Raw genomic sequence first — 26376 nt, forward strand, 5'->3', positions numbered from 1 at the left:
GCTCAGTGCGTGCCGGGAAGCGCCTTGGCCATCGCCGAGGAGAACAGTTTCTGGTAACCCGAGCCGGTGATGCGGACGATGACGTCGAGCACCTTGGCATCGGGACCGACGAGCACCCTGGCCTTCTTCTTGCGTACGGCATCGAGGATGATCTTGGCCGCGCGCTCGGGGGTGGTGTTGGCCAGCTTCTTGTCGAAGACCTGCGCCAGTTCCTTCGGGTCGAGCCCCTCGGCGGCGGTGGCGTTGCGGGCGATCGCGGTCTTGATGCCGCCGGGATGCACACAGGTCACCGCGACGGGCCGCTTCTTGGCGAGCATCTCCTGGCGCAGTGACTCGGTGAACCCGCGAACCGCGAATTTGGCTGCGTTGTAGGCGGATTGGCCTGGAACCGAGAAAATGCCGAACAGGCTGGAGACGTTGACCACGTGGCCGTCGCCGGATTCGACGAGGTGCGGAAGGAAGGCTTTGGTGCCGTTGACCACGCCCCAGAAGTCCACGTCCATGACCCGTTCGATGTCCTTGAACTGGCTGATCTCGACGTCTCCGGTGAACGCGATGCCGGCGTTGTTGTAGATCTGGTTGACCTTCCCGAAGTGTGCTTTCACCGCGTCGGCGTAGAGCAGGAAGGCCTCGCGCTCGGTCACGTTGAGCCGGTCGGCTTTGACCGGGGCCCCGATGGCTTTGAGCTTTTCCTCGGTGACGGCCAGTCCTTCGGTGTCGACATCGCTGATGGCCAGCTTGGCTCCGCGTCGGCCCAGTTCGATGGCCAGTGCCTGACCGATACCCGATCCGGCGCCCGTGACGACGGCGACTTTCCCGGCGAAGCCCTCCATACCCAACACTCCTTCGGATCGCTATTCGACTTGTGTTGAGTTTAGTCGGTACCGCCGGTATCGCTACCGGCGGGTAATGGCGGATCCTGACGGCGTCGACGCCAGCCGGGGGAACAGGGTGGCCGCGGTGCTGGCCATGGCGGCGAGCTGGCCGTCGTCGAGCACCGTCGTGTCGCGCAGGAGCTGCATGTTCGCCTCGATCACGGTATCGCCGGCCGGTGGGTAGTCCGACCCGAAGAGCACGTGGGATGCGGAGGTGGTCTCCAGCAGCGGCAACAACGAGTTGGGGTGCGCGGACAAGGCGGTGTCGTAATAGAGCCCGGCCAGTTGGCTGCGGACCTCCTCGGCGCTCAGGTTCCGGGGGTTGGGCACCCAGGGCAGCATGCCGGTGGTCGCCACCCGGGTCGCCAGTGTCGGCAGAACCCCACCGGCGTGGGCGATGATGAACCTGATGCGCGGATAGCGCCGGAACACCCCTGCGTAGAGCGCATCGATGACGGTGCGCGCAGTGTCCATGGGGAACTCGATCACCGGCCCCGGCCGTCCACACGCCAACTGGTCGAAGCCCGCGGGGTCCACCGGGTGCACGAACACCGTTGCAGCGCCGTCGTCGAGCGCGGCGAAGACCTCGTCGAAGCTGGGGTGGCCCAGGTACCGCCCGTCGTAGTTGGTGATGAGCGCGAAGCCGTCGGCGCCGAGTTCGTCTCGGGCGCGGGCGATCTCGGTCAGTGCGGCGGCAGGATCGAGCAGTGGCACGTTGGCCAGCAGTCCGAATCGGTCTGGATGCCGGGCGACCACGTCGGCGCCGAAGTCGTTGTACCGGCGGGCGGAACCGGCCGACAGCTGGTTCGGATTGGACAGCATCTGCACTCCGATCGCGTAGCTGTCCATGAACGCGATGGCCTGCTCCGGTGACCACGAGCTGGCCGGAGGCGCCAGGAAGTTGGCCCGTCGGTAGGCGGCCTCGATGTCCGGGAGCGCAGCTTCCGGTATGGGCGGCCCGTAGTGGGCATGGACGTCGACGAGGGTGCCGCCGGTGCGTCGTCGCAGGTTCGTGGGCAACCCCTGCTCCTTTCCGAACAGTCGGGCGTGGTGTCAGCGGGGCGGGCCGGACACGACATCGGTGGGCACAGGGTGCCAGCGCGCCGTGTCCGCGTCGCACACCACCTGCCCGAACGGCTGGTCGCCGAAGTGGATCGCGAACGCGAAGGTGTCGGGCCGGCAGAGTTCGTCGAGAAGTCGAGCCCGCGCCGCCGGCACCAGCGCCGGCATGACGTCCGGCGCGGAGCCCCATTCGGGATGGCCGAGCTGTGCCGGAACGTGGAAGGCGTCGCCGAAGGCGATCAGTCTGTTCCCGGCAGCGGACGTGATGACATAGGACGTGTGGCCGGCGCTGTGCCCCGGAGTCACGAGCGCCCGCACGCCGGGCGCGACCTCGTCCCCATCGGAGATCAGGGTGAGATTCGGGTGCTCGCGCAGCGGGTCCAGCACCGCCTCCCGGTCGCTCGTGCCGAGCGGATGTTCCCCGCGCAGCAGCGGTACCCACTCCGCCTCGGCCATCGCGTATTTCGCGCGGGGAAAGCTGGGTTGTCGAGACCCGCCCTCGTCGTGGGTGAACGTCCATCCCGCGTGGTCGACGTGCAGGTGGGTCAGGGCGCACACGTCGATGGCGTCGCGCTCGACGCCCAGCCCGGCCAAGATGTTGAGGAACTCTCCGCAGTCGTTGCGGCCCAGCAAACTCTCGGCGACCACCTGACCCATTCCGGCGTCGATGAGCATTGTCACGTCGGGAGATTCGACCAGCAGGCCACCGGTCGACATCGCCACGTAGCCGTCCGGCCCCAGTTCGTCGGGATGAGCGTCCCAGTATGCCTGGGGGATCGCCCGCAGGAAGGCGCGCGCGGCCAGCCACATCGCCCCGTCCACCACGTAGGTGAACGTCAGGTCGTCCAGTTGCCAACGGCGGACCGAAGCCTGAGCCGCAATGCTGCCCGGTGTCACGACATACCTCCCAGTGCTACATCTGTGCGCCGCCGCTGACCAGCAGGTGCTGGCCGCTGATCCACCCGGCCAGGTCGCCGGCGAGATACTCGGCGGCGTCCGCGACGTCCTCTGGTCGGCCCATGCGTCCTCCAATGGGGCGAAAACCCGCGTTCATCGTCCGGTAGCGATCGTCGTCGCCGATGTCGGTGAACACCCCGGCGCCTTCGATGACGGTGGGCAGGATGGTGTTGACGGTAACGCCCCGGGTGCCCAGCTCGAGAGCGAGCACGCCGACCAGGTATCGCGGCGCGGTCTTGCTGGAACCGTAAAGGCCGACCCCGGCAAACGGACTGCAGGTGGTGCTGGACCCGATGTAGATGATCCGCCCGTTGTCGGCCACGTGTTTGCCGGCCTTCTGCAGCGTGAAGAACGCCCCCTTGGTGTTGATCGCGAACAGTCGATCGAATTGTTCTTCGGTGACCTCGAGGGCGGGTTGATCGATGATCTCGACGCCGGCATTCGCGACGACGATGTGCACGGCATCGAAGTGCGACAGCGTGGTCTCGAAGAGCCGGTCCAGATCAGCGGTGCTGGCGACATCGGCTTCGACGGCGATCGCGGCGCTGCCCAGTCGCTCGATCTCGGCCACCGTGGCGACGGCATTGGGCTGGTCGTCAACGTGGTTGACCACGATGCTGGCTCCGAGCGACGCGTAACGCAGTGCGATGGCGCGACCGATGCCCCGCGTCGAACCGGTGACCAGGGCCACCTTGCCGGTCAGATCGGTCATGGGGCTCCTTGGTGGGTGGTCTCACCCGACCGTACCGAGCTCCTTGCTTGCGCGCAAGTACAGACTATCCGGTGGTGTTGCGCAGGCCTGAAATGGCAATGCGCGCAGTCTGTTCCGCCAGTTCCTCGATGGAGTCACCGCCCCGATCGGGGTCGTACCACTCGGTGGTGCTGTTGCACATCCCGACGATCAGCAGGGCGTGTGTGACGGGGCGGGCGGCGAAGAAGAGTCCGTCGTGCTGGCCGGCTTCGATCACCCCGGCGACGCGCTGCACGTAGCCGAACATCCCCTTCTGCAGGGTCTCGGCGCGGTCGCCGCTCAGTTTGTCCAATTCGCGGAACTGGACGCGGAAGGTGTCTGGTTGGGTCAGTACGACGGTGACGTGGTTGCGCACGATCTCGGTGAGTGCCCGGTCGGCGGGCAGGTCGGCGTCGAAGATCGGTTGCGACGACGAGATCATGGCCTCGCCTGCCTGTGCGATCAACTCGTAAAGGATCTCGTCCTTGGCGGGGAAGTAGTGATACACCGCCTGGCGGCGGAAGCCGAGCTCGACAGCGATCTGGTTCAGGTTGGTCTCGCGGTATCCCTGCTCGGCGAACAGCTTGGTGGCTGCCCGCAGGATGTCCCGGCGTCGCGCCACATCCTTGTGCTCCACGGGCCGCGCTTCGTGCTCCGGCCGGACGCGATCCACCATCGCCGTGCCCTCTCTTCTCTATCGGCTCATCAGGCTACTTCGGTAGTGGCGCATCGCCGACCGCGACCGATCATTGACTTTTGCTTGCGCGCAAGTAAGCTGACGGCATGGAGCTGGTGGATACCGACGAAGCGCTTCCGGGCGCGTTCGTCTACTTCGAAGACGAGAAGCGACCCGGGGCGGTCAGGCTCACCGAGCATTTACAGAAGATCGCCGGAACCGATCTTGATCTGCCGCCGAGCGTGGTCACGGCCATGGGGCATTCGCTGGACCAGGGTGACCGGCTCGGTGATGCCTGGTACGCCGACGCCAGGAGCCGGGGCACGGTGCGCCAGGCTCGCGACGAGTTCAACACCGCGGTCGCGCGGGGCATCGACAGCATCGACGATCCATCGCCGGCGCTGGTCGCGCTCTTCGCCCGGATACACCTGGAGCCGGAATGGCTGGACTGGGATCTCTTCGACCGCGGAGCCGCCGTGTTCCGGCGCTACGGCAAAGAGCTCTACCCCTACTTCGGGATGGCGACCTTCGCCGGCTATCGCACCCCGTCGGTCACCAAACCCCTGATCCTCACCGGTGCCTACACGGGGAACTCGGCGCTCAATCGGTTCTGGGAGACCTGCAAACACTGGACCGACGTCAGTGAACCCGGGGGGATGCGGCCGGGGCGGGCGGGGTTCGTCACCTCACTGCATGTGCGGCTGCTGCACTGCATGATCCGGGCCCGCATCATCAATCACCGGGAATGGGATCGAGCTCACCTCGGCGTCCCGATCAGTCAGTTCAACATGTTCAACACATTGATGGCCGGATCGGTCATCTCCGGCCAACAGCTTCGTTCCCTGGGATACCGCACCAGTGACGACGACATCGTGGCGATGCTGCACATGTGGCGCTACATCGGCTTCGTCATGGGTGTCGAGACTCCGTGGTATCCGGAGACCATCGAGGACGGCTACCGGGCCATGCGGTTGATCGCCTTGGCGCAGCGTACGGAGGACAACGAGGACAGCCGAAAGCTGTGTCACTCGTTCATGGATGCCTACAAGCCGGACCCAACGGCGCGCGGCTGGTCCCGGGCGAAGGCCGAGCTGAACTACCGCTTCCAGCTGGGGCACGCGTACTTCTACACCCCGGGGTCCTACGTGAAGTCCGGATTCCCCGATGTCGGACTGTGGCGCTTCGCTCCGCTGGTGCGGTTTGCGCCGAATTACCTTCGCGACACGGCATGTCAGCGCAGCCCCTGGGTTGCGCGGCAGGTGGACCGTCGGCACCGCGACTGGCGGCAGCGGGAACTGGAGCGGACGTTGGGGGCCGGCAAGGGTAGTTACAGTCCGGTGGAAACGTTGTCCCGTTAGGACCCGGAAGTCTCGTAGAGCGCAGAACCTCGCTCCTGCAACGACATCCGAGCGGTAGCGAGGTTCTTCTGCAGTGCAGACTCCCACTGCGCCGGCTCTGCGCGCAGCGTGCGTCTGGCCGACCGCACCCGCTCGGTCGCGGTCGCGATCACGGTGTCCGCAGCTCGGGATCGGGGAATCTGGAGCTCGTCTGCCACGACGTCGCCGTGGAACATGCGCGCCAGCGACGCCAAGCCCCGGGAGCCCAGCCGCTCGGGAATGTGCAGCGCCGCGCCCAGCAGGTCGGTGATCGAGTTCAAGGTTGCGGCCGCGAGCGTGACGGACTCGTCGATCAGGGCGCCGGTGGCGTACTGCAGCAGCGCATCCACCCGAGCCGCCTGTTCGTTGTTCGAAATGCCCTGCACCAGGCGGGGATCGACGCCGAGTAGATGTGCGAGCAGCCACCAGTAGGAGTAGATGGACCGCGTCTCGCGTGAGGTCAGGGAGAATCCCATGATCTCCTCTGCGCGCAGCGAGGTGTAGGTGAAGTCCAACCAGGTCCGCGCCAGGTCAACTTGGTTGATGGCCACGCCGTGGCGGGCCTCGTCGAATCCACGGCTGCGGGCCAGTCTCCGCATGTTGGCGTGCAGTATCCGAACCTGCAGTGTCGCAATGTAACCCGGCTGTCCCGGGCGTAGGCCTCCTGGAATCATGGCGGTGGAGACCCACTTGCCGGTTTCGCGGATGCGACGGTCTGCCCCTTCGATCAGTCGCCCCGTCGTAGCGAGAACCTCCGAGATGGAGGGGGATTCGTAGACGCGGATCAGTGCGCCGGCGCTCAGCGAGATGATGTGTACGGGTGGGGGTGCGGAGTAGAACGGGAGGGACCCGGTGTCGAGCAGCTGGTCGTCGGCGAAGTCCGGCAGTGTCTCGGTGTGTCTGAGAAACTCCGCGATGGCGGCAGGTGGGTCGGCAACGGTGGCCAGGCCCGATCTGATGCCGGCATCCAGGCAGGCGCGCGCCGGACGACCGCGCACGTGAATCTCCTCGGCCACGGCATCGGCCAGGGGATCGCCGGTCTGCAGCGCCCACTGCAGCAGGTCTGCGCGGCTGTCCCCGAATTGCAGCGCGGCCCCCGCGTGGGTCCCTCTGCCGGTGGGGAAGGGCGGTCGGCCTTCCATGCTGGCACTCCTGTTCGCCGTTGTTCCGAGCGGTTCCCTCACCACCATGCCAGATGTTTGCTTTCGCGCAAGTAATGGCGCGGGGGACGTAACGTAGGCCCGTCTCGCGGCGATGCTCATGGCATGAAGTTCACCCCGATCGCTGTGGCCGCGATGGCCGCCGGTGTCATGCTGGCCTCGGCCACTCCCGCGCAGGCCGACCCCGGTGCCGACGCCTTCCTGGCCGCCATCTCACAAGCCGGAATCACCGGTATCGACCCCGGTACCGCGGTGTCCGTCGGCCAGCAGGTGTGCCCCATGCTCGCCGAGCCCGGCCAGCGGATGGCCGACGTCGCCGCCGATGTGTCCAGTGCCATCGGTCGCCCACTCGGCCCGGCCACCATGTTCACCGGCGTGGCCATCTCGCTGTTCTGCCCGGGAGCCGTCGCCGCCCTCGGTGACCGCATCAACAACCCGGTGATCCTGCCGGCCCTGCTCGGCATCTAGACGGTAAAACCTTCGATTTCTACGGCAGGGCTGTGCGGCCGCGGGCTTCGACAACCCTGCTGCAGAAAACAAGAACCCTGCTGCAGAAAACAAGCGCGGCCGCCCCGAACGGGACGGCCGCGCTTGTTTCAGCCTTCGCGCCTCAGTTGAACGCTTCGTCGAGAATTTCCTGGTGCTCGACCGCGTGCACCTTCGACGAGCCCGACGACGGCGCACTCATGGCCCGTCGCGACACCCGCTTGATCCCGCTCAGCTTCTCCGGCAGCAGCTCCGGCAGCGCCAGGCCGAAGGTCGGCCATGCACCCTGGTTGGCCGGCTCCTCCTGCACCCAATAGAACTGCTCGGCATTCGGGTAGGAGTCCAGCGTACGACCCAGCCGGCGCGGCGGCAGCGGGTACAGCTGCTCGACGCGGACGATGGCGATGTCGTCGCGCTTGTCCTTGGCCTTGCGGGCGGCCAGGTCGTAGTACAGCTTGCCGCTGCACAACAGGATCCGCTTCGCCTTCGACCGATCGCCTTCGCCGTCGGTATAGGCCGGCTCCTCCATGATCGACTGGAACTTGGCCTCGGTGAACTCCTTGATGTCGCTGACCGCGGCCTTGTTGCGCAGCATCGACTTCGGGGTGAACACGATCAGCGGGCGGTGGATCCCGTCGAGGGAGTGCCGCCGCAGCAGGTGGAAGTAGTTGGCCGGTGTCGACGGCTGAGCCACCGTCATCGACCCTTCCGCGCACAGCTGCAGGAACCGCTCGATGCGACCCGAGGTGTGGTCGGGGCCCTGCCCTTCGTGACCGTGCGGCAGCAGCAGCACCACGTCGGACAGCTGACCCCACTTGGCCTCACCGGAGCTGATGAACTCGTCGATGATCGACTGGGCACCGTTGACGAAATCGCCGAACTGCGCCTCCCACAGCACCAGCGCCTCGGGGTTGCCCACGGAATAGCCGTACTCGAAGCCCACCGCGGCGAACTCCGACAGCGCCGAGTCGTACACCAGGAACTTGCCGCCGGTGGGGGTGCCGTCCTCGTTGAGCGCCAGCAGCTGCAGCGGGGTGAACTCTTCGCCGGTCTTGCGGTCGATGATCACCGAGTGCCGCTGGGTGAAGGTGCCACGGCGGGTGTCCTGACCGGAGAACCGGATCAGCTTGCCCTCGTTGATCAGTGACCCCAGGGCCAGCAGCTCGCCGAACGCCCAGTCCACCTTGCCTTCGTAGGCCATCTCGCGCCGCTTCTCCAGCACCGGCTTGACGCGCGGGTGCACGGTGAAACCTTCGGGGATCGCCAGGTGCGCGTCACCGATCTTGGCCAGCAGCGACTTGTCCACCGCGGTGGTCAGGCCCTTGGAGGGAACCTGCTCGGATTCCACCGACTCGCTGGGTTCGACGTCGTGCTTCTCCAGCTCGCGTACCTCGTTGAAGACGCGCTCCAGCTGGCCCTGGTAGTCACGCAGGGCGTCTTCGGCTTCCTTCATCGAGATGTCGCCGCGGCCGATCAGCGCTTCGGTGTAGGTCTTGCGGACACCGCGCTTGTGGTCGATCACGTCGTACATCGCCGGCTGCGTCATCGACGGGTCGTCGCCCTCGTTGTGCCCGCGGCGGCGGTAGCACAGCATGTCGATCACGACGTCCTTCTTGAACTTCTGCCGGAAGTCGACCGCCAGCCGGGCCACCCAGACGCAGGCCTCGGGATCGTCGCCGTTGACGTGGAAGATCGGCGCGCCGATCATCTTCGCGACGTCGGTGCAGTACTCCGAGGAGCGGGAGTTCTCCGGCGAGGTGGTGAAGCCGACCTGGTTGTTGACAATCATGTGGATGGTGCCGCCGGTGCGGTACCCGCGCAGCAGCGCCAGGTTCAGCGTCTCGGCCACCACACCCTGGCCCGCAAACGCCGCGTCGCCGTGCAGCATCAGCGGCACAACGCTGAAACCATCGTCGCCGTCGCCCTTGTCCAGCAGATCCTGCTTGGCCCGCACCAGGCCTTCGAGCACCGGGTCCACGGCTTCCAGGTGCGACGGGTTGGCGGTCAGCGACACCTCGATGTCGTTGTCGCCGAACATCTGGATGTAAGTGCCGGAGGCGCCCAAGTGGTACTTCACGTCACCGGAGCCGTGCGCCTGCGACGGGTTCAGGTTGCCCTCGAACTCGCTGAAGATCTGCGCGTACGGCTTGCCGACGATGTTGGCCAGCACATTGAGGCGGCCGCGGTGCGGCATGCCGATGACCACTTCGTCGAGGCCGTGCTCGGCGCACTGGTCGATGGCGGCGTCCATCATCGGAATGATGGTTTCGGCGCCTTCGAGTGAAAAGCGCTTCTGGCCAACGTATTTGGTCTGCAGGAAGGTCTCGAAAGCCTCGGCTGCATTGAGCCGGCTCAGGATGTACTTCTGCTGCGCAACCGTGGGCTTGTCGTGCTTGACCTCGATGCGGTCCTGCAGCCACTTCTGCTGCTCGGGCTCGAGGATGTGGGTGTATTCCACGCCGACGTGGCGGCAGTACGCGTCGCGTAGTACCGACAGCACGTCACGCAGCTTCTTGTACTCGGCGCCGGCGAATCCGTCGACCTTGAACTCACGGTCCAGGTCCCACAGGGTCAAGCCGTGTGAGAGCACGTCGAGGTCGGGGTGGCTGCGGAAACGGGTCTTGTCCAGGCGCAGCGGATCGGTGTCCGACATCAGGTGACCGCGGTTGCGGTAGGCCGCGATCAGCTCGATGATGCGGGCGTTCTTGTCCGCGATCGAGTCCGGGTTGTCGGTGCGCCACCGGACCGGCTCGTAGGGGATGCCGAGTTCGAAGAAGATCTCGTCCCAGAACTCGTCGGCCAGCAGCAGCTGGTGGACGGTGCGCAGGAAGTCGCCGGACTCCGCGCCCTGGATGATGCGGTGGTCGTAGGTAGAGGTCAGCGTGATCAGCTTGCCCATGCCCAGTTCGGCGATGCGCTCCTCGGAGGCGCCCTGGAACTCGGCCGGGTACTCCATGGCCCCGGCACCGATGATCGCGCCCTGGCCCGACATCAGACGCGGCACCGAGTGCACGGTGCCCAGCGTGCCGGGGTTGGTCAGCGAGATCGTCACACCGGCGAAGTCCTCGGCGGTGAGCTTGCCGTCGCGGGCGCGTCGCACGATGTCCTCGTAGGCAGCGATGAACTGCCCGAACTTCATGGCCTCGCAGCCCTTGATGGCGGCAACCACCAGTGAGCGGCTGCCGTTCTTACCCTGCAGATCGATGGCCAGACCGAGATTGGTGTGGGCCGGGGTGACGGCGTTGGGCTTGCCGTCGATCTCGGCGAAGTGCCGATTCATGTTGGGGAACTTCTTGACGCCCTGGACGATCGCGTAGCCCAGCAGGTGGGTGAAGCTGATCTTGCCGCCGCGGGTGCGCTTGAGGTGGTTGTTGATGACGACGCGGTTGTCGATCATCGCCTTGGCCGGGATGGCCCGGACGCTGGTGGCGGTGGGCACCTCCAGCGAGACGTTCATGTTCTTGACCACGGCTGCGGCGGCCCCACGCAGCACCTGCGTCTCGTCGCCGGCGGGTGCGGCACCCTTCTCGGAGGCGGCAGCGGGCTTCTCAGCGGGCTTGGCCGGAGTGGGCTGCTTGGTGGGTGCGGACGCGCCGTTGCTGGTGGGCGGAGTCTTGGCGGGTGGCGCCTGCTTGGCCGGCGGGGGAGCGGGCTTGGGCTCCGCAGGGGCGACGGGCGCTTGCGCGCGGACGTTGGCCGGGGCGGCCTTGGTGGCGGTGCTGGTGCCGCTCGACGGGGCCGGGGTGTCAATCACCTGGTCGGGGTTGTAGTCGACCAGGAACTCGTGCCAACTCGGATCGACCGAGGAAGGATCTTCACGAAACTTCCGGTACATCTCCTCGACCAACCATTCGTTCTGCCCGAATGGTGAACTTGTACTGCTCACAGCAGCTGCTCGCCTCGATTCAGTGCTCTTTAGTTCTGTGTTCTGTGTTTGTTCCAAGGCAAGCGGTCTGCGGTGGCTGCTTGCCACATGAGGCGTGTTGCGCCGCACTAAAGGCTATCGCGTGTGTCGCACGCCAGACCATGCCCGCAGCAGAGACGTTATGCACAGTTTTGCTGCGGGCGCCCGTCGCGGTCAGTGCAGCACGTGCAGGGTGCCCGGCCAGCGCCCCGGCGCAGGTCCGAACGCCGCGTGTGCGTTCTTCACGATCCGCTTGCCCATCAGTCGGTTGCCGCCGCCGCCGATCACGGCGCCAATGCCCACCGGCAACATCTTGCCGAACGCCAGGGCGCCGCGTTTCAGCGCGTACTTCTTCACGAAGAATTTCAGCAGCCGCGAGTTCAGCTGCGACACCGCGGGTAGCGGCAGCGACGCGGCGCCCTCGGTGAGCCAGGCACCGCTGGTGCGGCCCGGCCCGATCAGGTCCGCGATGGCGCCCTTGCTGTCCTCGCCCACCAGGACCGCCAGCACCAGTGCCCGCCTACGCTCGCGATGCTCGGCCGGAATGCCGTGCACCTCGGCCACCGCCAGCACGAACACCGCCGTGGCCTCCAGGAACACCACCGTTTCGCCGGCCACCGCGGACATCGCCACGAGTGTGCCAACGCCGGGGAAGGCTGCCGCTGACCCGACGGCGGCACCGCTGGCCATCACCGCGGCCAGGTAGTGCTTCTCGAGTTTGGTGACGATCTCGGCCGGGGTGGCGTCGGGGTTGGCGGCCCGCAGCCGCCCGACGTAGGCCCGGATGGCCGGTGCCTGTACACGCGACCCCGTCTCGATCAGGTTCGAGAGAACCTTGGCCGCCATGCCCGGATCCTCGTCCGCCTTCGCAGGCAGATTGGAGGTGGAGCGGGCCATGAGTTTCTCGCGGGACCGTTCCATGTTCATCGAGCCTCCCTGGACGTCCTTCTGTTCAAGGCTAGCGAAAAGGCAACGAACCGCGGGCCGAGACGGTGCCCGGCAGTGAACCCGGTCACTGTTTGTTCGCTTGGGAAGAAATTCATTGGCTGTCGATGCTGTTGTGGAGCGTGGTTTATTCCGAGCAGGCGGCACCGAACCGCATCCGCATGATCCTGGTCCTCGGCGCTCTCGTCGCCCTCGGGCCGCTGACCATCGACATGTACCTTCCGGCGTTGCCCACCATTGGCGAGGACCTCGCGGTGACGTCCTCGGTGGTGCAGTTGACGCTCACGGGCACCTTGGCCGGGTTGGCGCTGGGGCAGCTGATCATCGGGCCGCTGTCGGATTCGCTGGGCCGTCGTCGCCCGCTCATCGGGGGCATCGTCTTGCACATCGTGGCCTCGGTGATCTGCCTGCTGGCGCCGAACGTCGCTGTTCTGGGTGTCGGGCGCGTCCTGCAGGGCATGGGCGCCGCGGCCGGCATGGTCGTGGCCCTGGCGGTGGTCGGCGATCTGTATCGCGACCGGGCCGCAGCCACCATGATGTCGAGGCTGATGCTGGTGCTGGGGGTGGCGCCGGTGCTGGCTCCGTCCCTGGGTGCGGCCGTTCTGCTGCACGGCTCGTGGCGCTGGGTCTTCGCGGCTCTGGTGGTGCTGGCCGGCCTGCTGCTGCTCATGGGCGCGCTTTCGCTGCCGGAGACGCTGCCACCGTCCCACCGCCCTCCGCTGCGGATCCGCGGTGTCGCGGGTACCTACGTCCGGCTGCTCAAGGACGTGCGGTTCGTGGTTCTCATTTTTGTCGCCGCCCTCGCGATGGCCGGATTGTTCGCCTACATCGCCGGCGCGTCATTCGTGCTGCAGGACCGCTATGGCATCGATCAGCAGCAGTTCGCGTTGCTGTTCGGAGCCGGTGCGGTGGCCCTGATCGCGTCGACCCAGACCAACCCGGTGCTGCTGAAGTGGTTCTCGCCACTACGGATCGTGATCACGGCACTGAGCGTGGCCGCCGTGGCCAGCGCCGTCTTCCTTGGCCTGGCAGCGACGCACACCGGCGGGGTGTACGGCTTCCTGGTGCCGGTCTGGACCATCCTGGCCGCGATGGGCCTCGTCATGCCCAATGCGCCGGCCCTCGCGTTGTCACGACACCCGGAGTCGGCCGGAACGGCGGCGGCTCTGATGGGCGCGGGACAGTTCGGCCTGGGGGCCGTGGTCGCACCGTTGGTGGGCGTTCTGGGCAACGACCAATTGGCCATGGCGGTGGTGATGGCCGTCAGCGTCGTCATTGCTCTGGTGGCGCTGCTGACCGTGCGTCCGCCCGCACACAGCCCCGCTCTTGCCGACGCTGCGCTGTCCACAGAAGTCGCCTGACATCGCTGCCCTCCGCGCGACCGGGACAGGTTGAGATGGCACCATGCCCGGAGGCATTGATCGATAGTTAGGCGGCGTGATGACGGAAACCGGCGGGCCGAACGCCCGGAGGTTGACCACCGCTGCCGAGGCCCAGACCAACCCGTGGAACGCCCTGTGGGCCATGCTCATCGGGTTCTTCATGATCCTGGTCGACTCGACCATCGTCGCGGTCGCCAACCCCAGCATCATGGAGAACCTGTCCGCGAGCTATGACGCGGTGATCTGGGTGACCAGCGCGTATCTGCTGGCATACGCCGTCCCGCTGCTGGTTGCCGGTCGCCTCGGAGATCGGTTCGGCCCGAAGAACCTCTACATCGTCGGGTTGGCCGTCTTCACCGTCGCCTCCCTGTGGTGCGGGCTGTCCGGTTCCATCGGCATGTTGATCGCCGCCCGGGTGCTGCAGGGCATCGGTGCGGCGCTCCTGACGCCGCAGACGCTGTCCACCATCACCAGGATCTTCCCGCCGCAACGCCGTGGCGTGGCGATGAGCGTGTGGGGCGCCACTGCCGGTGTGGCCACGCTGGTGGGTCCGCTGGCCGGCGGTGTGCTGGTGGACCACCTCGGCTGGCAGTGGATCTTCATCGTCAACGTGCCGATCGGCGTGCTCGGTATCGCGCTGGCGGTGTGGCTGATTCCGGTGCTGCCCACCACCAACCGTGGCTTCGACCTGCTCGGGGTCGCGTTGTCGGGCCTCGGCATGTTCCTGATCGTGTTCGGTCTGCAGGAGGGGCAGGCCAACAGCTGGGCGTGGTGGATCTGGCTGATGCTCATCGCGGGGCTGGCGGCCATGGGTGGGTTCGTCTACTGGCAGGCGGTCAACACCAACGAGCCACTGATCCCGCTGCGCATCTTTGCTGACCGCAACTTCAGCCTGGCCAATGCCGGCGGCGCCGTCATCGGCTTCGTCATCACCGCGTTCATCGTGCCGCTGATGTTCTACGCGCAGGCGGTGTGCGGGCTCACCCCCACCCAGTCGGCATTGCTGACCGCGCCCATGGCGGTCACCACCGGTGTGCTGGCGCCGTTTGTCGGTCGCATCGTGGACCGGGCCCACCCGAGTCCGATCGTCGGTTTCGGATTTTCTGTGTTGGCGATCGCCCTGACCTGGCTGTCCATCGAGATGACGCCGACGACGCCGATCTGGCGGCTGGTGGTGCCGCTGATGGCGCTCGGGGTGGCGACGGCGTTCATCTTCGCGCCGCTGGCAGCCACGGCGACGCGCAACCTGCCGCCGGATCTTGCCGGTGCCGCTTCGGGTGTGTACAACGCCACCCGGCAGGTGGGGTCGGTGATCGGCAGTGCGGCCATCGCCGCGTTCATGACGGCCCGGATCAGCGCCGAGATGCCCGGCACCGGCACCGGACCGCCGCCGGGGGAGGGTGCCGTGACGGAGCTGCCCGCGGTCCTGCGGGAACCGTTTGCCGCGGCGTTGTCCCAGTCGCTGCTGTTGCCCGCGTTCATCGGTCTGTTCGGGGTGGTCGCCGCGATCTTCCTGCTCGGATCGGTGCGGCGAGCTCCGGTGTCGACGACCGCCCGCACCGAGGTGATTCCCGCGGTGGTCGACAAACCCGATGACGAGCCCGAATACGACGGCTACGCCGACGATTACGACGACGACTTCGCCGACGACGCCTATATCCCGGTCGAGTTCGTCCGCGCTCCCGCGGTCGAGAAGTTCGAGCGAGTCTCCGACGTCGAGCCGGCCACGGACCCGCTGCCGGTACGGGCGACCCCCAGTGACCCGGTGCAGTACTGGAGCTCGTTGATCGATGAGGACGTCGTCGTGGCGGGGTACGGGCGCGACGCCGACTATCTCGACGATCTCGAGCCGTATGACGGGGTTCGGCCGGTGTCGGAGATCGAACCGATCGACGCGCCACGCTACGGGCGGCACTCCAGCTCGCGCGGGGACTAAGCGGTCAGCGTCAGGAACGCGCCCAGGTCGATCAGGCCCGCCGGCGTGGCGGGCAGGTACTCGGTGAGCAACACCGAGCGCACGATCACAGCGGTGTACTGGGCGCGGCTCACGGCGACGTTGAGTCGGTTCCGGTTGAGCAGGAACGAGATTCCGCGCGGTACGTCGTCGATCGAGGACACCACCATCGACACGAAGACAACGGGTGCCTGCTGGCCCTGGAACTTGTCGACGGTGCCGGCGCGCACCTCCTGCAGACCCGCCGCATCGAGATGGTCGCGCAGTGTCGCCACTTGGGCGTTGTACGGAGTGACGACCAGGACGTCGGCCGGCCTCAGGGGCCGCGAGCCGTCCTCGTCGCTCCAGGTGTTACCGATCATCGTGGTGATCTCGGTGACGATCGCGTCGGCTTCCTCGCGGCTCTCGGTGGCGTTGCCGTCGTGTGCCACGGCCAGTACCCGCACTCCTGGTGCCACCCCGTCGAGGTGGCGCCGCCCACTCACCTCGTCCACCGCGGTCAATCGATTGTCGTAGGACAGGCGAGACACCGCAGAACAGACCAGTGGATGCATCCGCCATGAGCGGTCCAGGAAGTATCCGAGGTCGTCGGCCAGAGTGTGCTGGCCGTCGACGAGCCAGCCGAGAGCCGATTCGTCCACCGGCTCAGGATGGGTGCCCTGACTGACCTGGGGGAGCTGCTGGGGGTCACCGAGCAGCAGCAGGTTCTGCGCAGCCGGTGCCACTGCGATGGTGTTGGCCAGGCTGAACTGTCCGGCTTCCTCGACCACCAGCAGATCCAGACAGCCAGGCGGAATGCGGGCTGTGTTGGCGAAGTCCCAACTGGTGCCACCGATCACGCACCCCGGGTGGTCGGCGATGAAGCCGGCATGCGCATTGGCGTCGAGTTCCTGCCATGGGGCGTTCTCGGTGCGGGTGTCACGTTTGGCGATCACGTCGGGATCCACCCCGGCCTTGAGCAACCCGCAGAACAGGTTCTCCACCACGGCATGCGACTGTGCCACCACCCCCACCCGCCAGTGCTGTCGGGCGACCAGGTTCGCGATCACCGCGGCGGCGGTGTGGGTCTTGCCGGTGCCGGGCGGACCGTGCACCGCCAGGTACGACGAGTCCAGATCCTCCAGCGCGGCGGTGATGTCGTCGACAGGTGCCCCGTCATGGGGCAGCGGGGCACCGGTGCGGGTTCGCGGCGGGCGGCGCAACAACAGGTCCATGATGGCGTTGTCGGGCAGCTTCGGCAGTCCATCGGCAATGAATTGTGCTGTGGTGTTGATGGATTCGCGCATCGCCTTGGTGGCGATCGGCGGGCCGGGGGTCAATGCGAACGGCACCTGGTCGAAGGTGGTGCCGTCCTTGGGGGCTCTTTCGATCACCGTCACCGAGTTCGGGGTGTCGGGGTTGTCGCACTCGGCGACGGTGACGGGGCCGGCCGCGCGGCGCTCTACGTCGTCGGTGAGCCCGGCCGGCGACGGCGGCGCGTAGAGGGCGAACATGTCGCGGGCCAGTTCACCCGCGGCCAGGGTGCCGGAGACGAGAACTCGTCGTTGTGGTTTGCGGGCCCGTGGCGGGGTGTGCCAGTCGGTGATGATCTCCGCGTTCTCGATCAGGAAAACGTCTGTCTCATCACCCCATTCGTCCACGGGATTGTTCAGCCGGTCGAAATGCGCCCACCAGAAGGGCTTGTCCTCGCGGCGGTGGTATCCACGCGCTGCGGCCAGCAATGCCACCGCGGTCTGCTGTGGGGTTCGCGCGCCGGGATCCTCGCCGACGAACTTGGCCAGCTTGCGGCCAGCTGATCGTCCTCGTCGGGTTCCGCGCCGTCGCGCACCGGCTGGGCGCCCAGCGGCGGCACTCCGGCTTCGAAGGCGATGCCCACCAGCCAGTCCCGCAGCCGTCGGGTCGATCGGCAGTCGTATCGGTTGTACTCGGCGATCTCGTGCAGCAACGCCGCCGCGTCCTCCTCACGGCCGTCGTCGCGCAGCTCGCAGTAGTGCGCGTACTCGGTGATGGACGCGGTGGCCGTGGTGACCTCGCCGGTGCGAAGTTCAGCGCCCATGTAGAGCGGCTCGAGCGATTTGATGCTGTAGTTCTCGGTGCCCACCCGAATGCTCTTGCGTACCAAGGGGAAAAGGTCAACCAGAATGCCGTTGCGCAGCAGGTCGTCCACCTCGTCCTCGCCGACACCGTGACGTCCGGCCAGTCGCAGCAGCGCCGTCTTCTCGTAGGCGGCGTAATGGTAGATGTGCATGTTCGGGTAGCGTTTACGCCTCTTGGCCACCAGCTTGAGGAAGTCCTGCAAGGCTTTTCGCTCCGAAGCCCGGTCATGTGCCCACAGCGGCCTGAACTCGTCGGCGCAGTCCAGCACGCCGAAGAGGTACTCCAGGCCCCACTGGCTGCCGTCGGCGGTCCACAGTGGGTCGCCCTCGAAGTCGAAGAACAGGTCGCCTTTGTCCGGATTCGGCAGCACCATCAGCGGCTGCGGATCCGCCACCTCGTAGGGCGGTTTGCCCTCGACCCGAGGTCGCCGTTGCAAACGGGCCTGGGCGCTCAGGGCGGTGATGGTGCGCGCAGGCAGGTCGGGAACCGGTTCGGTTCGCTCGGCCAGCTCGGCGACGGTGTTGACACCGGCCTCGATCAGGCGGGCTCGTTGGCTCACCCGCATCCCGGCGACCAGCAACAGGTCGTCGTGCTCGCGGACCTTCACGTCGCATTCGGGACAGCGGAAGCACGCTCGCACCCCGTCGTCCTCCCAGCGCACCGGTTGCCCGCCGGCGAAATGGGCGTCCAGCAGCCGTTGCAGGTCGGCGCGACGCGGCCGGTACACCGGGATGATCTCGTCGAGCCGGTACCGCACGGCGGTCCCGTTGCCCAGGACCAGCTCCGCCTCGTCGTGCACCGGAACTCCGGCGCGGGACAGCGTGTCGGCGTAGGCCGCCAGCTGCAGCAGCGCCTCGACCTTCGCCGAGAGAGCCAACTTGGTGTCGGCGACGCGATACCGGTCGCCATCGAGGACCAGGAAGTCGGCGAATCCCAGGAAACGGCCGTCGAACATGGCGGCCTGGTACACCACCGGTGCCCGATCGGTGATGGCGCGCATGGTCTGTGTCGCGGCGGCGGTCAGGCCGCCTGCGGTGTAGGTGGGTCTGCCGATCGTGGTGACGTCATCACCGAACCGACCGCGCAGCTCGTCGAGGCGGCGATGCTCATGTTCGTCACCGAGAGCCGATGTGCGTGCCAGCAGTTGATCCTCGGTGCTGATCTGCGGACCCCAGCCCAGCTTCGCGTCGAAGGCCCGTAACAGGGCGTACTCGCAGCGCGCGGCAGCCGCCAGATCCGACGCGCTGTACAGCACGCTGCCCCCGTCGACGAACACGCCAGCCACTGTAGGTGGGGGCGGGGACAGCCCTACCCGGTGTTGCCGATGAGCTCCACCCCGTTGCCGTTCCAGCGGAACTTCACGATGCTGTCCAGACCCAATCCGTCGGTGTACTTCAATGCCACGGTGTCGCCGGTGCTCTGCGTGGGCTCGATGCCGTTGAAGCCGAAGGTGTCGGGAACGCCGGTGGGGATGAACTTGCCGAGGTGGAACAGCACGGCCCGGGTATTGGGGTTGTCGGCGTTGGTGTTGGCCCTGATGATCACCGCCGACAACGGTGCGCACTCGTTGTAGTTGCCCGCCACCGGTTCGGGGTTCCAGCCCTGCCCGCTGCGCGGGTCTTTGGGCAGCTCCGAGACCGCTGCGACAATCGCGGGCGCGGCCAGGTTCACCGCACACGGATCGGCGGGCTCGCTGGTGGGCGGCGGCGCCACGGTGCTGACCGGCGGTGGCGCGGGAGGAGGCGCGGAGCTGGTGGCGCTGGCCTCTGGCGTCTGCGACGCAGTGGAGTCACCGGAGCCACAGGCCGGCACAAACACCACAGCCAATGCCGCCGCGACGCACCCGATGAAACGGCCGGTCAGCGCTGTCCTCTCGCTTGTGCCACACACATCGCGCCACGCTACCGGCTCGACGTGACGACCCCGAACCACCGATGGTCAGGCGTTACCCGCTGCGGGCTCTAGACTGATACCCCGATGACCACTCCGGAACCCGATCAGACAACCACGTCCAGCGACGCTGCACCGACGCCGGCGACGTTCGCTGATCTGCAGATACACCCAGCGGTCCTGGAGGCAGTCTCCGAGGTCGGCTACGAAACCCCGTCCGCCATCCAGGCAGCCACCATCCCGGCCCTGCTGGCGGGCTCTGATGTCGTTGGCCTGGCGCAGACCGGCACAGGCAAGACCGCGGCCTTCGCGATCCCGATCCTGTCCAAGATCGACACCAGCAGCAGGACCACACAAGCGCTGGTGCTGGCGCCTACCCGCGAGCTGGCACTGCAGGTGGCCGAGGCATTCAGCCGTTACGGCGCCAAGCTCAAGGTCAACGTGCTGCCGATCTACGGCGGCTCGTCCTACGTGCCGCAGATCGCCGGTCTCAAACGCGGCGCTCAGGTGGTGGTCGGTACCCCCGGCCGCGTGATCGACCACCTCGAGAAGGGCAACCTGGACCTGTCGCACCTGGACTACATGGTGCTCGACGAGGCCGACGAGATGCTGCAGATGGGCTTCGCCGAGGACGTCGAGCGCATTCTGTCCGAGACACCGGAGTACAAACAGGTTGCCCTGTTCTCGGCGACCATGCCGCCGGCCATCAAGAAGATCACCGCCAAGTACCTGCATGACCCGGTCGAGGTCACGGTCAAGGCCAAGACGCAGACGGCCGAGAACATCACGCAGCGCTACCTGCAGGTGTCCTACCCGCGCAAGATGGACGCGCTGACCCGGTTGCTCGAGGTCGAACAAGGCGACGCCATGATCGTCTTCGTCCGCACCAAGCAGGCCACCGAAGAGGTGGCCGAGAAGCTGCGGGCACGGGGCTTCGCCGCGGCCGCCATCAACGGCGACATCCCCCAGGCGGTGCGTGAGCGCACCATCTCGGCGCTCAAAGACGGTTCCATCGACATCCTCGTCGCCACTGACGTCGCCGCCCGCGGGCTCGACGTCGAGCGCATCTCGCACGTGGTGAACTTCGACATTCCGCATGATCCGGAGTCCTACGTGCACCGAATCGGGCGCACCGGTCGAGCTGGACGCTCGGGTACCGCGTTCCTGTTCGTGACGCCGCGAGAACGCCATCTGTTGGGGGCGATCGAGCGGGTGACCAGGCAGAAGCTGGTCGAGATCGATCTGCCGTCGGTGGAGGACGTCAACGAGAAGCGGGTGCAGAAGTTCCGCGACTCGATTTCCGATGCGCTGGCCAAGCCGGGAATCGACTTGTTCCGCCAGCTCATCGAAGGCTACGAGCGCGATCACGACGTGCCGCTGGCCGACATTGCCGCCGCGCTGGCGCTGCAGAGCCGCGACGGTGAAGAGTTCCTGCTGACCGAGCCGCCGCCGGAGAAGCGCAAGGAACGCCCCGATCGTCCGCCGCGGCCCGACAAGCCGATGCGCCGCGACGGTGGTTTCGCGACTTACCGGATCGAGGTTGGCAAGCGGCACAAGGTGATGCCGGGTGCCATCGTCGGCGCCATTGCCAACGAGGGCGGACTGCATCGCAGCGATTTCGGGCACATCACCATCAAGCCGGAGTACTCACTGGTGGAGCTGCCGCCGAATCTGCCTGCCGAGACATGGGCGAAGTTAGCCAAGACGCGTATCCAGGGCAACCTGATCAACCTGCAACTCGACGACGGTCCCGGCGGCGCGGCGCCCCACCGGTCAGGTCCTCCCAAGCGCGACACGAAGCCCAAGAAGTACCGCAAGTCGCAATGACCGCGTCCGGGGGGCTGGACGCAGTAGGCGGGCTCGAACAGGTTTCCACCGCGGACCGGGTGGCGTCGCTGACCGGAATCCGGGCTGTGGCAGCCATTTTGGTGGTCGCCACCCATGCCGCGTACACCACGGGTCGTTATCCGCAGGGCTATCTCGGGTTGGTGTACTCGCGCATGGAGATCGGCGTGCCGATCTTCTTCGCCCTGTCGGGGTTCCTGTTGTTCCGTCCGTGGGTGCAAGCCTCCGCGGCTGGTCGCGAAGCCCCTTCGGTGAAACGGTATGCCTGGCACCGGGTGCGACGCATCATGCCTGCGTACGTGGTGACCGTGCTGTTGGCCTATCTGCTGTATCACTTCCGGACAGCGGGCCCCAATCCCGGGCACACCTGGGAAGGTCTGTTCCGTAACCTGACGCTGACCCAGATCTACACCGACGGTTATCTGTATTCCTATCTGCACCAAGGGCTTACGCAGATGTGGAGCCTGGCCGTGGAGGCCGCGTTCTATGTGGTGCTTCCGGGTCTGGCCTATCTGTTGCTCGTGGTGTTGTGCCGGCGGGCGTGGAAGCCCGGTGTGCTGCTGGCCGGATTGGCGGGGCTGGCGCTGATCTCGCCGGGCTGGCTGACGCTGGTGCACCACACGACATTCCTGCCCGACGGCGCCCGGCTCTGGTTGCCCACGTATCTGGTCTGGTTCCTGGCGGGGATGTTGTTGGCGGTTCTGCAGGCCATGCGCGTCACCTGTTATGCGTTCCTGGCGCTGCCGATTGCGCTGATCTGTTTCCTCATCGTGTCCACCCCGATCGGCGGTGAGCCCACCACGTCGCCGACGCAGTTGTACGAAGCGTTGTTCAAGACGGGCTTCTACGCGGTGATCTCCGCACTGGTGATCGCTCCGTTGGCATTGGGCAACCGGGGTTGGTACTCGCGCTTCCTCGCGAGCAGGCCGATGGTGTGGCTTGGGGAGATCTCCTACGAGATCTTCCTGGTGCACCTGGTGTTGATGGAGCTCGTGATGGTCGAGGTGCTGCGCGATCCGGTGTACACCGGATCCATGTGGCAGTTGTTCACGGTGACGATGTTGGTGTCGGTCCCCGCCGCTTGGCTGCTGCACCGGTTCACCCGCGTACGCTCCTGACGCCAGCCTAGTTAGGCTACCCTTAGTTGCATGGCTGACCAGAAACCGTCCCGCGGATTGACCGGAGCCCTCGTCAAACTCTGGCGTGGCGGCGACTATGAGCTGACCGTCACCGGACGCACCGAAATCGGTCCGCATTACCTGCGGCTGCACTTCACCTCCGGGCAGCTGCTGGACGAGCGTCCCATCCATCCGACCATGTGGGTCCGAGGCTGGTTTCCCGACGGCGACAAGTCCCACCAGCGCGGCTACACCCTGGTCAACCCGGACCCGGTAGCGGGCACCGTCGACATCGATTTCGCCCTGCACGACGGCCTGGCCACCCGCTGGGCGCAGGAGGCGCAGCCGGGTGACGTGCTCGAGGTGACGGTTCTGGGCAGCAACTTCCAGCTGCCCACCCCGACCCCGGCCGGCTACATCCTCGTCGGCGACACCGCTTCTCTGCCTGCCATCAACTCCCTGCTCGAGGCCATCGGCGACACGCCAGCCTGGGTGTTCCTGGAAGCCGGCCACGACGACGATCGTGATCTGCCCGTGGTCGGCGCGCATGACGTGACATGGGTGGCCCGCGAGAATGCCGGTGCGGCACTGGTCGAGACGGTAGCCAAGTGGGCCTTCGACGCCTCCGACCATTTCGGCTGGGTGGCCTGCGACAACCGCACTACCCGCAACGTCGCCAAGGTGCTGCGGGAGAACTACGCGATCCCAAGGAAGTCGGTCAAGGCACAGGGTTACTGGGTCGCCTGACTAACAACCCGCCGCTGCCCGTCGATAGACACACTGTGAAGCGGCTTCTCGGGCTCGGTGTGTTGGCGCTGCTGCTGGCGCCGCCGGCGGTGGCCGAGCCGTACGCGCAGCTCGATGCCGTTGCCGTAGCTGCCTCGCCTACGTGTGGCGGCACTGTCAGCGCCGAAGCGCAGCTGACGCCCGTGGGCACCGGGGACGGTGTGCGGGTCGCGATCCACTACGACGCAGGCATCTACGACGGGTCCTGCGCGCTGACGGTGACCGCGCACTGGGTCAACGAGACCACGGGGGCCGAAGGCAGCGGCGACATCACTGCGGTGTCGGTGATCGACGCGCACTACGGGTTCATCGGGTATGCCAACACGGTGTTCGCCACCGGACCCGGCTCGGTGATCGTCACGTTGAGCACTCACCCGGGAGGTGAGCTGCGGGTGACGGTTTGAGCCGGAGTCATGATCGGCACCAGGAACTCCTCGACCATCGCCCGTTCGTCGTCGGCATCGCGACCCGGCAGTAGCAGTAGCGAGGTCAGTACCCGCACCAGCCAGCGCGCTTTGCGTTGCACCGCGGCCGGGTCGTCGGCGCCGAGCGAGACGATGAAGGCTGACCCCATTGCCTGAATCACGTCGGAGGTCTCGGCGATCTCCACGCCGATGGGGGAGCCGCTGGTGGCGAACCACGAGTTGAGCGCCGGACTTTGGCGAACCAGCTCCAGGGAAGTCAGGAAGCCGGCGATCAGGCGTTCACGGGGGTCGGCGATACCGGCGATGCGTTCGGTCATCCGCGCGTGCAGATGGTAGGCCTCCCGGTGCACATACGCGGTGTGCAGCGCTTCCCGGTTCTCGAAGTACCGGTACAGAGTGGCCCTGGAACACCCTGCCGCCACTGCGATCTCGTGCATTCCGACGGCTCCTGGATCGCGTTTGGCGAACAGTTCACCTGCTGCGTCGAGGATGCGGTCGGCCGCGACCTCGCTGCGTCGTGAGCCAAGCCAGTCGCTGCCGGCCATCAGATGGTCACCGGCACCGACAGTGGACGTCGCACGTAGCTTCCCCCGGCCCAGATGATTCCGGACTCGTCGACGTCGAAGTCCGGGCATCGCGTCAACAGTTCGGTGAGCGCCACTCGCGACTGCATGCGCGCGGCGGCCGCGCCCAGGCAGTGGTGGGCGCCATGGCCGAAGGTGAGGATGTTGCGGGGGTTGCGCCTGATGTCCAGTTCGCCTGCATCGGAGCCAAATTGGCGTTCGTCTCGATTGGCGGACCCGTAGAGCAGAAGCACCCGACGACCGGCGGGTATGGTGGTGTCGCCGATCGTGACGTCGCGGGTGACGGTGCGTGCCAGTCCCTGCACTGGTGAAGTGAGCCGCAGGAATTCGTCCACGGCGTCTGCGATCAGCTCCGGGCTGTCGATGAGCAGCTGGCGCTGATCGGGCCGCTGGTGTAACAATTGCACTGAGCCGCCCAACATTCCGGTGGTGGTGTCATTGCCGCCCGTCACCATGGTGAAGGTGAAGGCCAGCACGGCAAACGCATCGACATCGCCTGCCACCAGATGTGAGACGGTGTCGTCGGCCGGCTCGAGGCGGCGGCGTTCGATCAATGCGGCGAAGTAGGCCGTCATCTCTGCCAGTGCCTCGCCCAATGTCTCGAGCGCACCGCCGATGCCGCCGTCAGTGGTGTTGGCAGCAACAATGGCCTCGGTCCAGGTGTCGAACTGTCCCTGGTCTTCGGAGGGCACGCCCAGGTAGTGGGCCACCACCATCGACGGCAGCGGCTTGAAGAGTTCGGCGACGATATCTCCGCCGCCTTCGGCGCGCAGTGCCTCGATCCGCTCGACCACGAACTCACGGACTTTCGGTTCCACGGCCTCGACTTGGCGGGGGGTGAAGCCCCGGGAGACGAGCTTGCGGAACGCGGTGTGTATCGGTGGATCCTGCATCACCATCGGCGGATTATCCTGCAGGCCCAGCATTTCCAGCTCGCCGTAGTTGACGGTCAACCCCTGTGCGGAAGAGAACGTCTCGTGATCGCGCGCAGCCGTGAAGACGTCGGCATGGCGAGACAGTACGTAGTAATCGTGGCCAGGTTTGCCGGTGAGCACGTGATGCACGGGGTCGTGGTCACGCAGATCCCGGTACATGGGCCAGGGGTCTGCCCAGGTGTCGGCACATGCCAACTCGAATCTCGGCGAATGAGACAGAGCTGCTGTCATGTCTTATGGATACGACGCGTGGCTCGATATGTCAATATGCGTGAACGATCCCAATAGATTTCTCGTGATCGCCGGGCGGGGTGCCAGGTGGTCCGCGACCGCACAACTTGCGCCGTTGTGACGGCGCTCGTGCCGGCGTACGACCCGACGGCCCGCTCACCCGGGTGACTTCTGCTGCCGCTGCGGGCGTTTCGGTAGGTGCCACCTGAGCGACACCGGCGTAACACGTCAGCCGTCGGATTCATTACTCGCAGTGCCCATGTAGCGGCCAATGTAGCTGGTGATGACTTGTATTATGCGGCTTGGCTTTTCGGCAGGCGCGAGGTGGTCCTCACCGTAACCAGGACGACCTGATTCGGCTGATGAGCCTCGATCATCCCAGTTACGTGGCCGCCCTGCATTGGAGCGCTGCGACTCCATCGGAAGAACAGTCCGCGCTCGAACTGCTGGGGCGGCTGCGCTATCACTGGTTGTCCAACGGTCGTCAGGTAGAAGGCAGGATGCGCATCGAAGCCATGCTGGAGGCCGTATCGTCGCCATCAGCCGCGCGGGGAACGGATCTGGTCGATCTTCGCCAAGAAGCGTGGACTCAACCGCCGATCCGGACCTCCCGTCCATGACGACCTCGTGCAGCGTCAGTTCAGCGCCCACGCTCCCAACCAGGTCTGGCTGGCCGACATCACCGAGCGTCGCACCGACGAAGGCAAGCTCTACCTCTGCGCCCTCAAAGACGTCTACTCCAACCGGTTTGTCGGCTACTCGATCGACTCCCGAATGAAGTCTTCGTTGGCCGTGGCGGCCCTGGATCACGCTGTGGCGCTGCCCTCACCGGTCGCGACCATGGAGTCGTTCTTCGCCCTTTTGCAACGCAACGTCCTGGACCGGCGACGCTGGACAACCCGAGCCGAACTCCGTCACGGAACGACGACCTACCCGCGGCTTGACAACTGTTCCCATT

At 66.4% G+C, this 26376-nt stretch carries 20 protein-coding genes and 2 pseudogenes; 10 read left to right on the forward strand and 12 right to left on the reverse strand.

Annotated elements, in window-relative coordinates:
• Nucleotides 1-2: 2 nt before the first annotated feature.
• The 5 genes from BVC93_RS18645 to BVC93_RS18665 form a co-directional block, all read right to left on the reverse strand.
• Entirely contained in the window at nt 3-833 is an 831-nt protein-coding gene (locus tag BVC93_RS18645) for an SDR family NAD(P)-dependent oxidoreductase (protein ID WP_083738778.1), read from the reverse strand.
• A gap of 63 nt (nt 834-896) precedes the next feature.
• Complete coding sequence (locus BVC93_RS18650; protein ID WP_192860031.1) at nt 897-1895, reverse strand: amidohydrolase family protein; 999 nt, start codon at nt 1893-1895, stop codon at nt 897-899.
• 33 nt (nt 1896-1928) lie between these two features.
• Nucleotides 1929-2834 (reverse strand): MBL fold metallo-hydrolase, encoded by a 906-nt coding sequence (locus BVC93_RS18655; RefSeq protein WP_236950019.1) that lies wholly within the window; start codon nt 2832-2834, stop codon nt 1929-1931.
• A 16-nt stretch (nt 2835-2850) separates the two neighbouring features.
• Nucleotides 2851-3606: an SDR family oxidoreductase gene (locus tag BVC93_RS18660; protein ID WP_083738780.1), complete on the reverse strand. Its 756-nt coding sequence runs from the start codon at nt 3604-3606 to the stop codon at nt 2851-2853.
• A gap of 64 nt (nt 3607-3670) precedes the next feature.
• Nucleotides 3671-4300 (reverse strand): TetR/AcrR family transcriptional regulator, encoded by a 630-nt coding sequence (locus BVC93_RS18665; RefSeq protein WP_083738781.1) that lies wholly within the window; start codon nt 4298-4300, stop codon nt 3671-3673.
• A 107-nt stretch (nt 4301-4407) separates the two neighbouring features.
• Here BVC93_RS18665 and BVC93_RS18670 point away from each other — a divergent pair, with 107 nt between their 5' ends.
• Nucleotides 4408-5658: an oxygenase MpaB family protein gene (locus BVC93_RS18670; protein WP_083738782.1), complete on the forward strand. Its 1251-nt coding sequence runs from the start codon at nt 4408-4410 to the stop codon at nt 5656-5658.
• Here BVC93_RS18670 and BVC93_RS18675 read toward each other — a convergent pair.
• On the reverse strand, nt 5655-6818 hold the full coding sequence (locus tag BVC93_RS18675) for an oxygenase MpaB family protein (protein ID WP_192860032.1): 1164 nt from the start codon (nt 6816-6818) through the stop codon (nt 5655-5657). The genes BVC93_RS18670 and BVC93_RS18675 overlap by 4 nt on opposite strands.
• A gap of 123 nt (nt 6819-6941) precedes the next feature.
• Between BVC93_RS18675 and BVC93_RS18680 the strand changes: the two genes are divergently transcribed.
• Nucleotides 6942-7304, forward strand: a complete 363-nt coding sequence (locus BVC93_RS18680; RefSeq protein WP_083738784.1) for a DUF732 domain-containing protein — start codon at nt 6942-6944, stop codon at nt 7302-7304.
• Nucleotides 7305-7446: 142 nt separating this feature from the next.
• On the opposite strand, the gene BVC93_RS18685 is transcribed toward BVC93_RS18680, so the two are convergent.
• Nucleotides 7447-11208, reverse strand: coding sequence for a multifunctional oxoglutarate decarboxylase/oxoglutarate dehydrogenase thiamine pyrophosphate-binding subunit/dihydrolipoyllysine-residue succinyltransferase subunit (locus BVC93_RS18685; RefSeq protein WP_083738785.1), 3762 nt, complete (start codon nt 11206-11208; stop codon nt 7447-7449).
• A 192-nt stretch (nt 11209-11400) separates the two neighbouring features.
• Nucleotides 11401-12147: a hypothetical protein gene (locus tag BVC93_RS18690; RefSeq protein WP_442929093.1), complete on the reverse strand. Its 747-nt coding sequence runs from the start codon at nt 12145-12147 to the stop codon at nt 11401-11403.
• A gap of 185 nt (nt 12148-12332) precedes the next feature.
• Here BVC93_RS18690 and BVC93_RS18695 point away from each other — a divergent pair, with 185 nt between their 5' ends.
• Complete coding sequence (locus BVC93_RS18695; protein WP_083741146.1) at nt 12333-13532, forward strand: multidrug effflux MFS transporter; 1200 nt, start codon at nt 12333-12335, stop codon at nt 13530-13532.
• A gap of 79 nt (nt 13533-13611) precedes the next feature.
• Complete coding sequence (locus BVC93_RS18700) at nt 13612-15489, forward strand: MFS transporter (protein ID WP_192860033.1); 1878 nt, start codon at nt 13612-13614, stop codon at nt 15487-15489.
• On the opposite strand, the pseudogene BVC93_RS18705 reads toward BVC93_RS18700, so the two are convergent.
• Nucleotides 15486-18880, reverse strand: a pseudogene (locus tag BVC93_RS18705) (TM0106 family RecB-like putative nuclease). The gene BVC93_RS18700 and the pseudogene BVC93_RS18705 overlap by 4 nt on opposite strands.
• 32 nt (nt 18881-18912) lie before the next feature.
• Entirely contained in the window at nt 18913-19467 is a 555-nt protein-coding gene (locus BVC93_RS18710) for an LppP/LprE family lipoprotein (protein ID WP_442929094.1), read from the reverse strand.
• Between the two features lie 114 nt (nt 19468-19581).
• Here BVC93_RS18710 and BVC93_RS18715 point away from each other — a divergent pair, with 114 nt between their 5' ends.
• From BVC93_RS18715 to BVC93_RS18730, 4 genes are read left to right on the forward strand one after another with little or no spacing between them, the layout of a single operon-like run.
• Nucleotides 19582-21321, forward strand: a complete 1740-nt coding sequence (locus tag BVC93_RS18715) for a DEAD/DEAH box helicase (RefSeq protein ID WP_083738787.1) — start codon at nt 19582-19584, stop codon at nt 21319-21321.
• Entirely contained in the window at nt 21318-22457 is a 1140-nt protein-coding gene (locus tag BVC93_RS18720) for an acyltransferase family protein (protein ID WP_083738788.1), read from the forward strand. The genes BVC93_RS18715 and BVC93_RS18720 overlap by 4 nt, the downstream gene beginning before the upstream one ends.
• 30 nt (nt 22458-22487) lie before the next feature.
• Nucleotides 22488-23204, forward strand: coding sequence for a siderophore-interacting protein (locus tag BVC93_RS18725; RefSeq protein WP_083738789.1), 717 nt, complete (start codon nt 22488-22490; stop codon nt 23202-23204).
• Nucleotides 23205-23239: 35 nt separating this feature from the next.
• Entirely contained in the window at nt 23240-23647 is a 408-nt protein-coding gene (locus BVC93_RS18730) for a hypothetical protein (protein ID WP_083738790.1), read from the forward strand.
• Here BVC93_RS18730 and BVC93_RS18735 read toward each other — a convergent pair.
• Both BVC93_RS18735 and BVC93_RS18740 read right to left on the reverse strand, forming a co-directional pair.
• Complete coding sequence (locus BVC93_RS18735) at nt 23614-24213, reverse strand: TetR/AcrR family transcriptional regulator (RefSeq protein ID WP_083738791.1); 600 nt, start codon at nt 24211-24213, stop codon at nt 23614-23616. The genes BVC93_RS18730 and BVC93_RS18735 overlap by 34 nt on opposite strands.
• Nucleotides 24213-25418, reverse strand: coding sequence for a cytochrome P450 (locus BVC93_RS18740; RefSeq protein ID WP_083738792.1), 1206 nt, complete (start codon nt 25416-25418; stop codon nt 24213-24215). The genes BVC93_RS18735 and BVC93_RS18740 overlap by 1 nt, the downstream gene beginning before the upstream one ends.
• Before the next feature lie 362 nt (nt 25419-25780).
• Between BVC93_RS18740 and BVC93_RS18745 the strand changes: the two genes are divergently transcribed.
• Together BVC93_RS18745 and BVC93_RS18750 are read left to right on the forward strand one after the other, a co-directional pair.
• A complete protein-coding gene (locus BVC93_RS18745; protein ID WP_083738793.1) occupies nt 25781-26038 on the forward strand; it encodes a hypothetical protein in 258 nt (85 codons plus the stop codon).
• A pseudogene (locus tag BVC93_RS18750) lies at nt 25971-26351 on the forward strand (DDE-type integrase/transposase/recombinase); the annotation flags it as partial. The gene BVC93_RS18745 and the pseudogene BVC93_RS18750, both read left to right, overlap by 68 nt.
• Nucleotides 26352-26376 lie beyond the last annotated feature (25 nt).

The sequence above is a fragment of the Mycobacterium sp. MS1601 genome, assembly GCF_001984215.1.
In the GTDB taxonomy this organism is placed as follows: Bacteria; Actinomycetota; Actinomycetes; order Mycobacteriales; family Mycobacteriaceae; genus Mycobacterium.

Bases quoted from the DNA above. Each gene is read 5' to 3' on its own strand.
- BVC93_RS18720 (WP_083738788.1), top strand. From the start codon at position 21,318: ATGACCGCGTCCGGGGGGCTGGACGCAGTAGGCGGGCTCGAACAGGTT.
- BVC93_RS18660 (WP_083738780.1), bottom strand. From the start codon at position 3,606: ATGACCGATCTGACCGGCAAGGTGGCCCTGGTCACCGGTTCGACGCGG.
- BVC93_RS18700 (WP_192860033.1), top strand. From the start codon at position 13,612: ATGACGGAAACCGGCGGGCCGAACGCCCGGAGGTTGACCACCGCTGCC.
- BVC93_RS18680 (WP_083738784.1), top strand. From the start codon at position 6,942: ATGAAGTTCACCCCGATCGCTGTGGCCGCGATGGCCGCCGGTGTCATG.
- BVC93_RS18690 (WP_442929093.1), bottom strand. From the start codon at position 12,147: ATGGAACGGTCCCGCGAGAAACTCATGGCCCGCTCCACCTCCAATCTG.
- BVC93_RS18670 (WP_083738782.1), top strand. From the start codon at position 4,408: ATGGAGCTGGTGGATACCGACGAAGCGCTTCCGGGCGCGTTCGTCTAC.
- BVC93_RS18745 (WP_083738793.1), top strand. From the start codon at position 25,781: ATGAGCCTCGATCATCCCAGTTACGTGGCCGCCCTGCATTGGAGCGCT.
- BVC93_RS18645 (WP_083738778.1), bottom strand. From the start codon at position 833: ATGGAGGGCTTCGCCGGGAAAGTCGCCGTCGTCACGGGCGCCGGATCG.
- BVC93_RS18665 (WP_083738781.1), bottom strand. From the start codon at position 4,300: ATGGTGGATCGCGTCCGGCCGGAGCACGAAGCGCGGCCCGTGGAGCAC.
- BVC93_RS18735 (WP_083738791.1), bottom strand. From the start codon at position 24,213: ATGGCCGGCAGCGACTGGCTTGGCTCACGACGCAGCGAGGTCGCGGCC.
- BVC93_RS18740 (WP_083738792.1), bottom strand. From the start codon at position 25,418: ATGACAGCAGCTCTGTCTCATTCGCCGAGATTCGAGTTGGCATGTGCC.
- BVC93_RS18725 (WP_083738789.1), top strand. From the start codon at position 22,488: ATGGCTGACCAGAAACCGTCCCGCGGATTGACCGGAGCCCTCGTCAAA.
- BVC93_RS18695 (WP_083741146.1), top strand. From the start codon at position 12,333: ATGATCCTGGTCCTCGGCGCTCTCGTCGCCCTCGGGCCGCTGACCATC.
- BVC93_RS18715 (WP_083738787.1), top strand. From the start codon at position 19,582: ATGACCACTCCGGAACCCGATCAGACAACCACGTCCAGCGACGCTGCA.
- BVC93_RS18675 (WP_192860032.1), bottom strand. From the start codon at position 6,818: ATGGAAGGCCGACCGCCCTTCCCCACCGGCAGAGGGACCCACGCGGGG.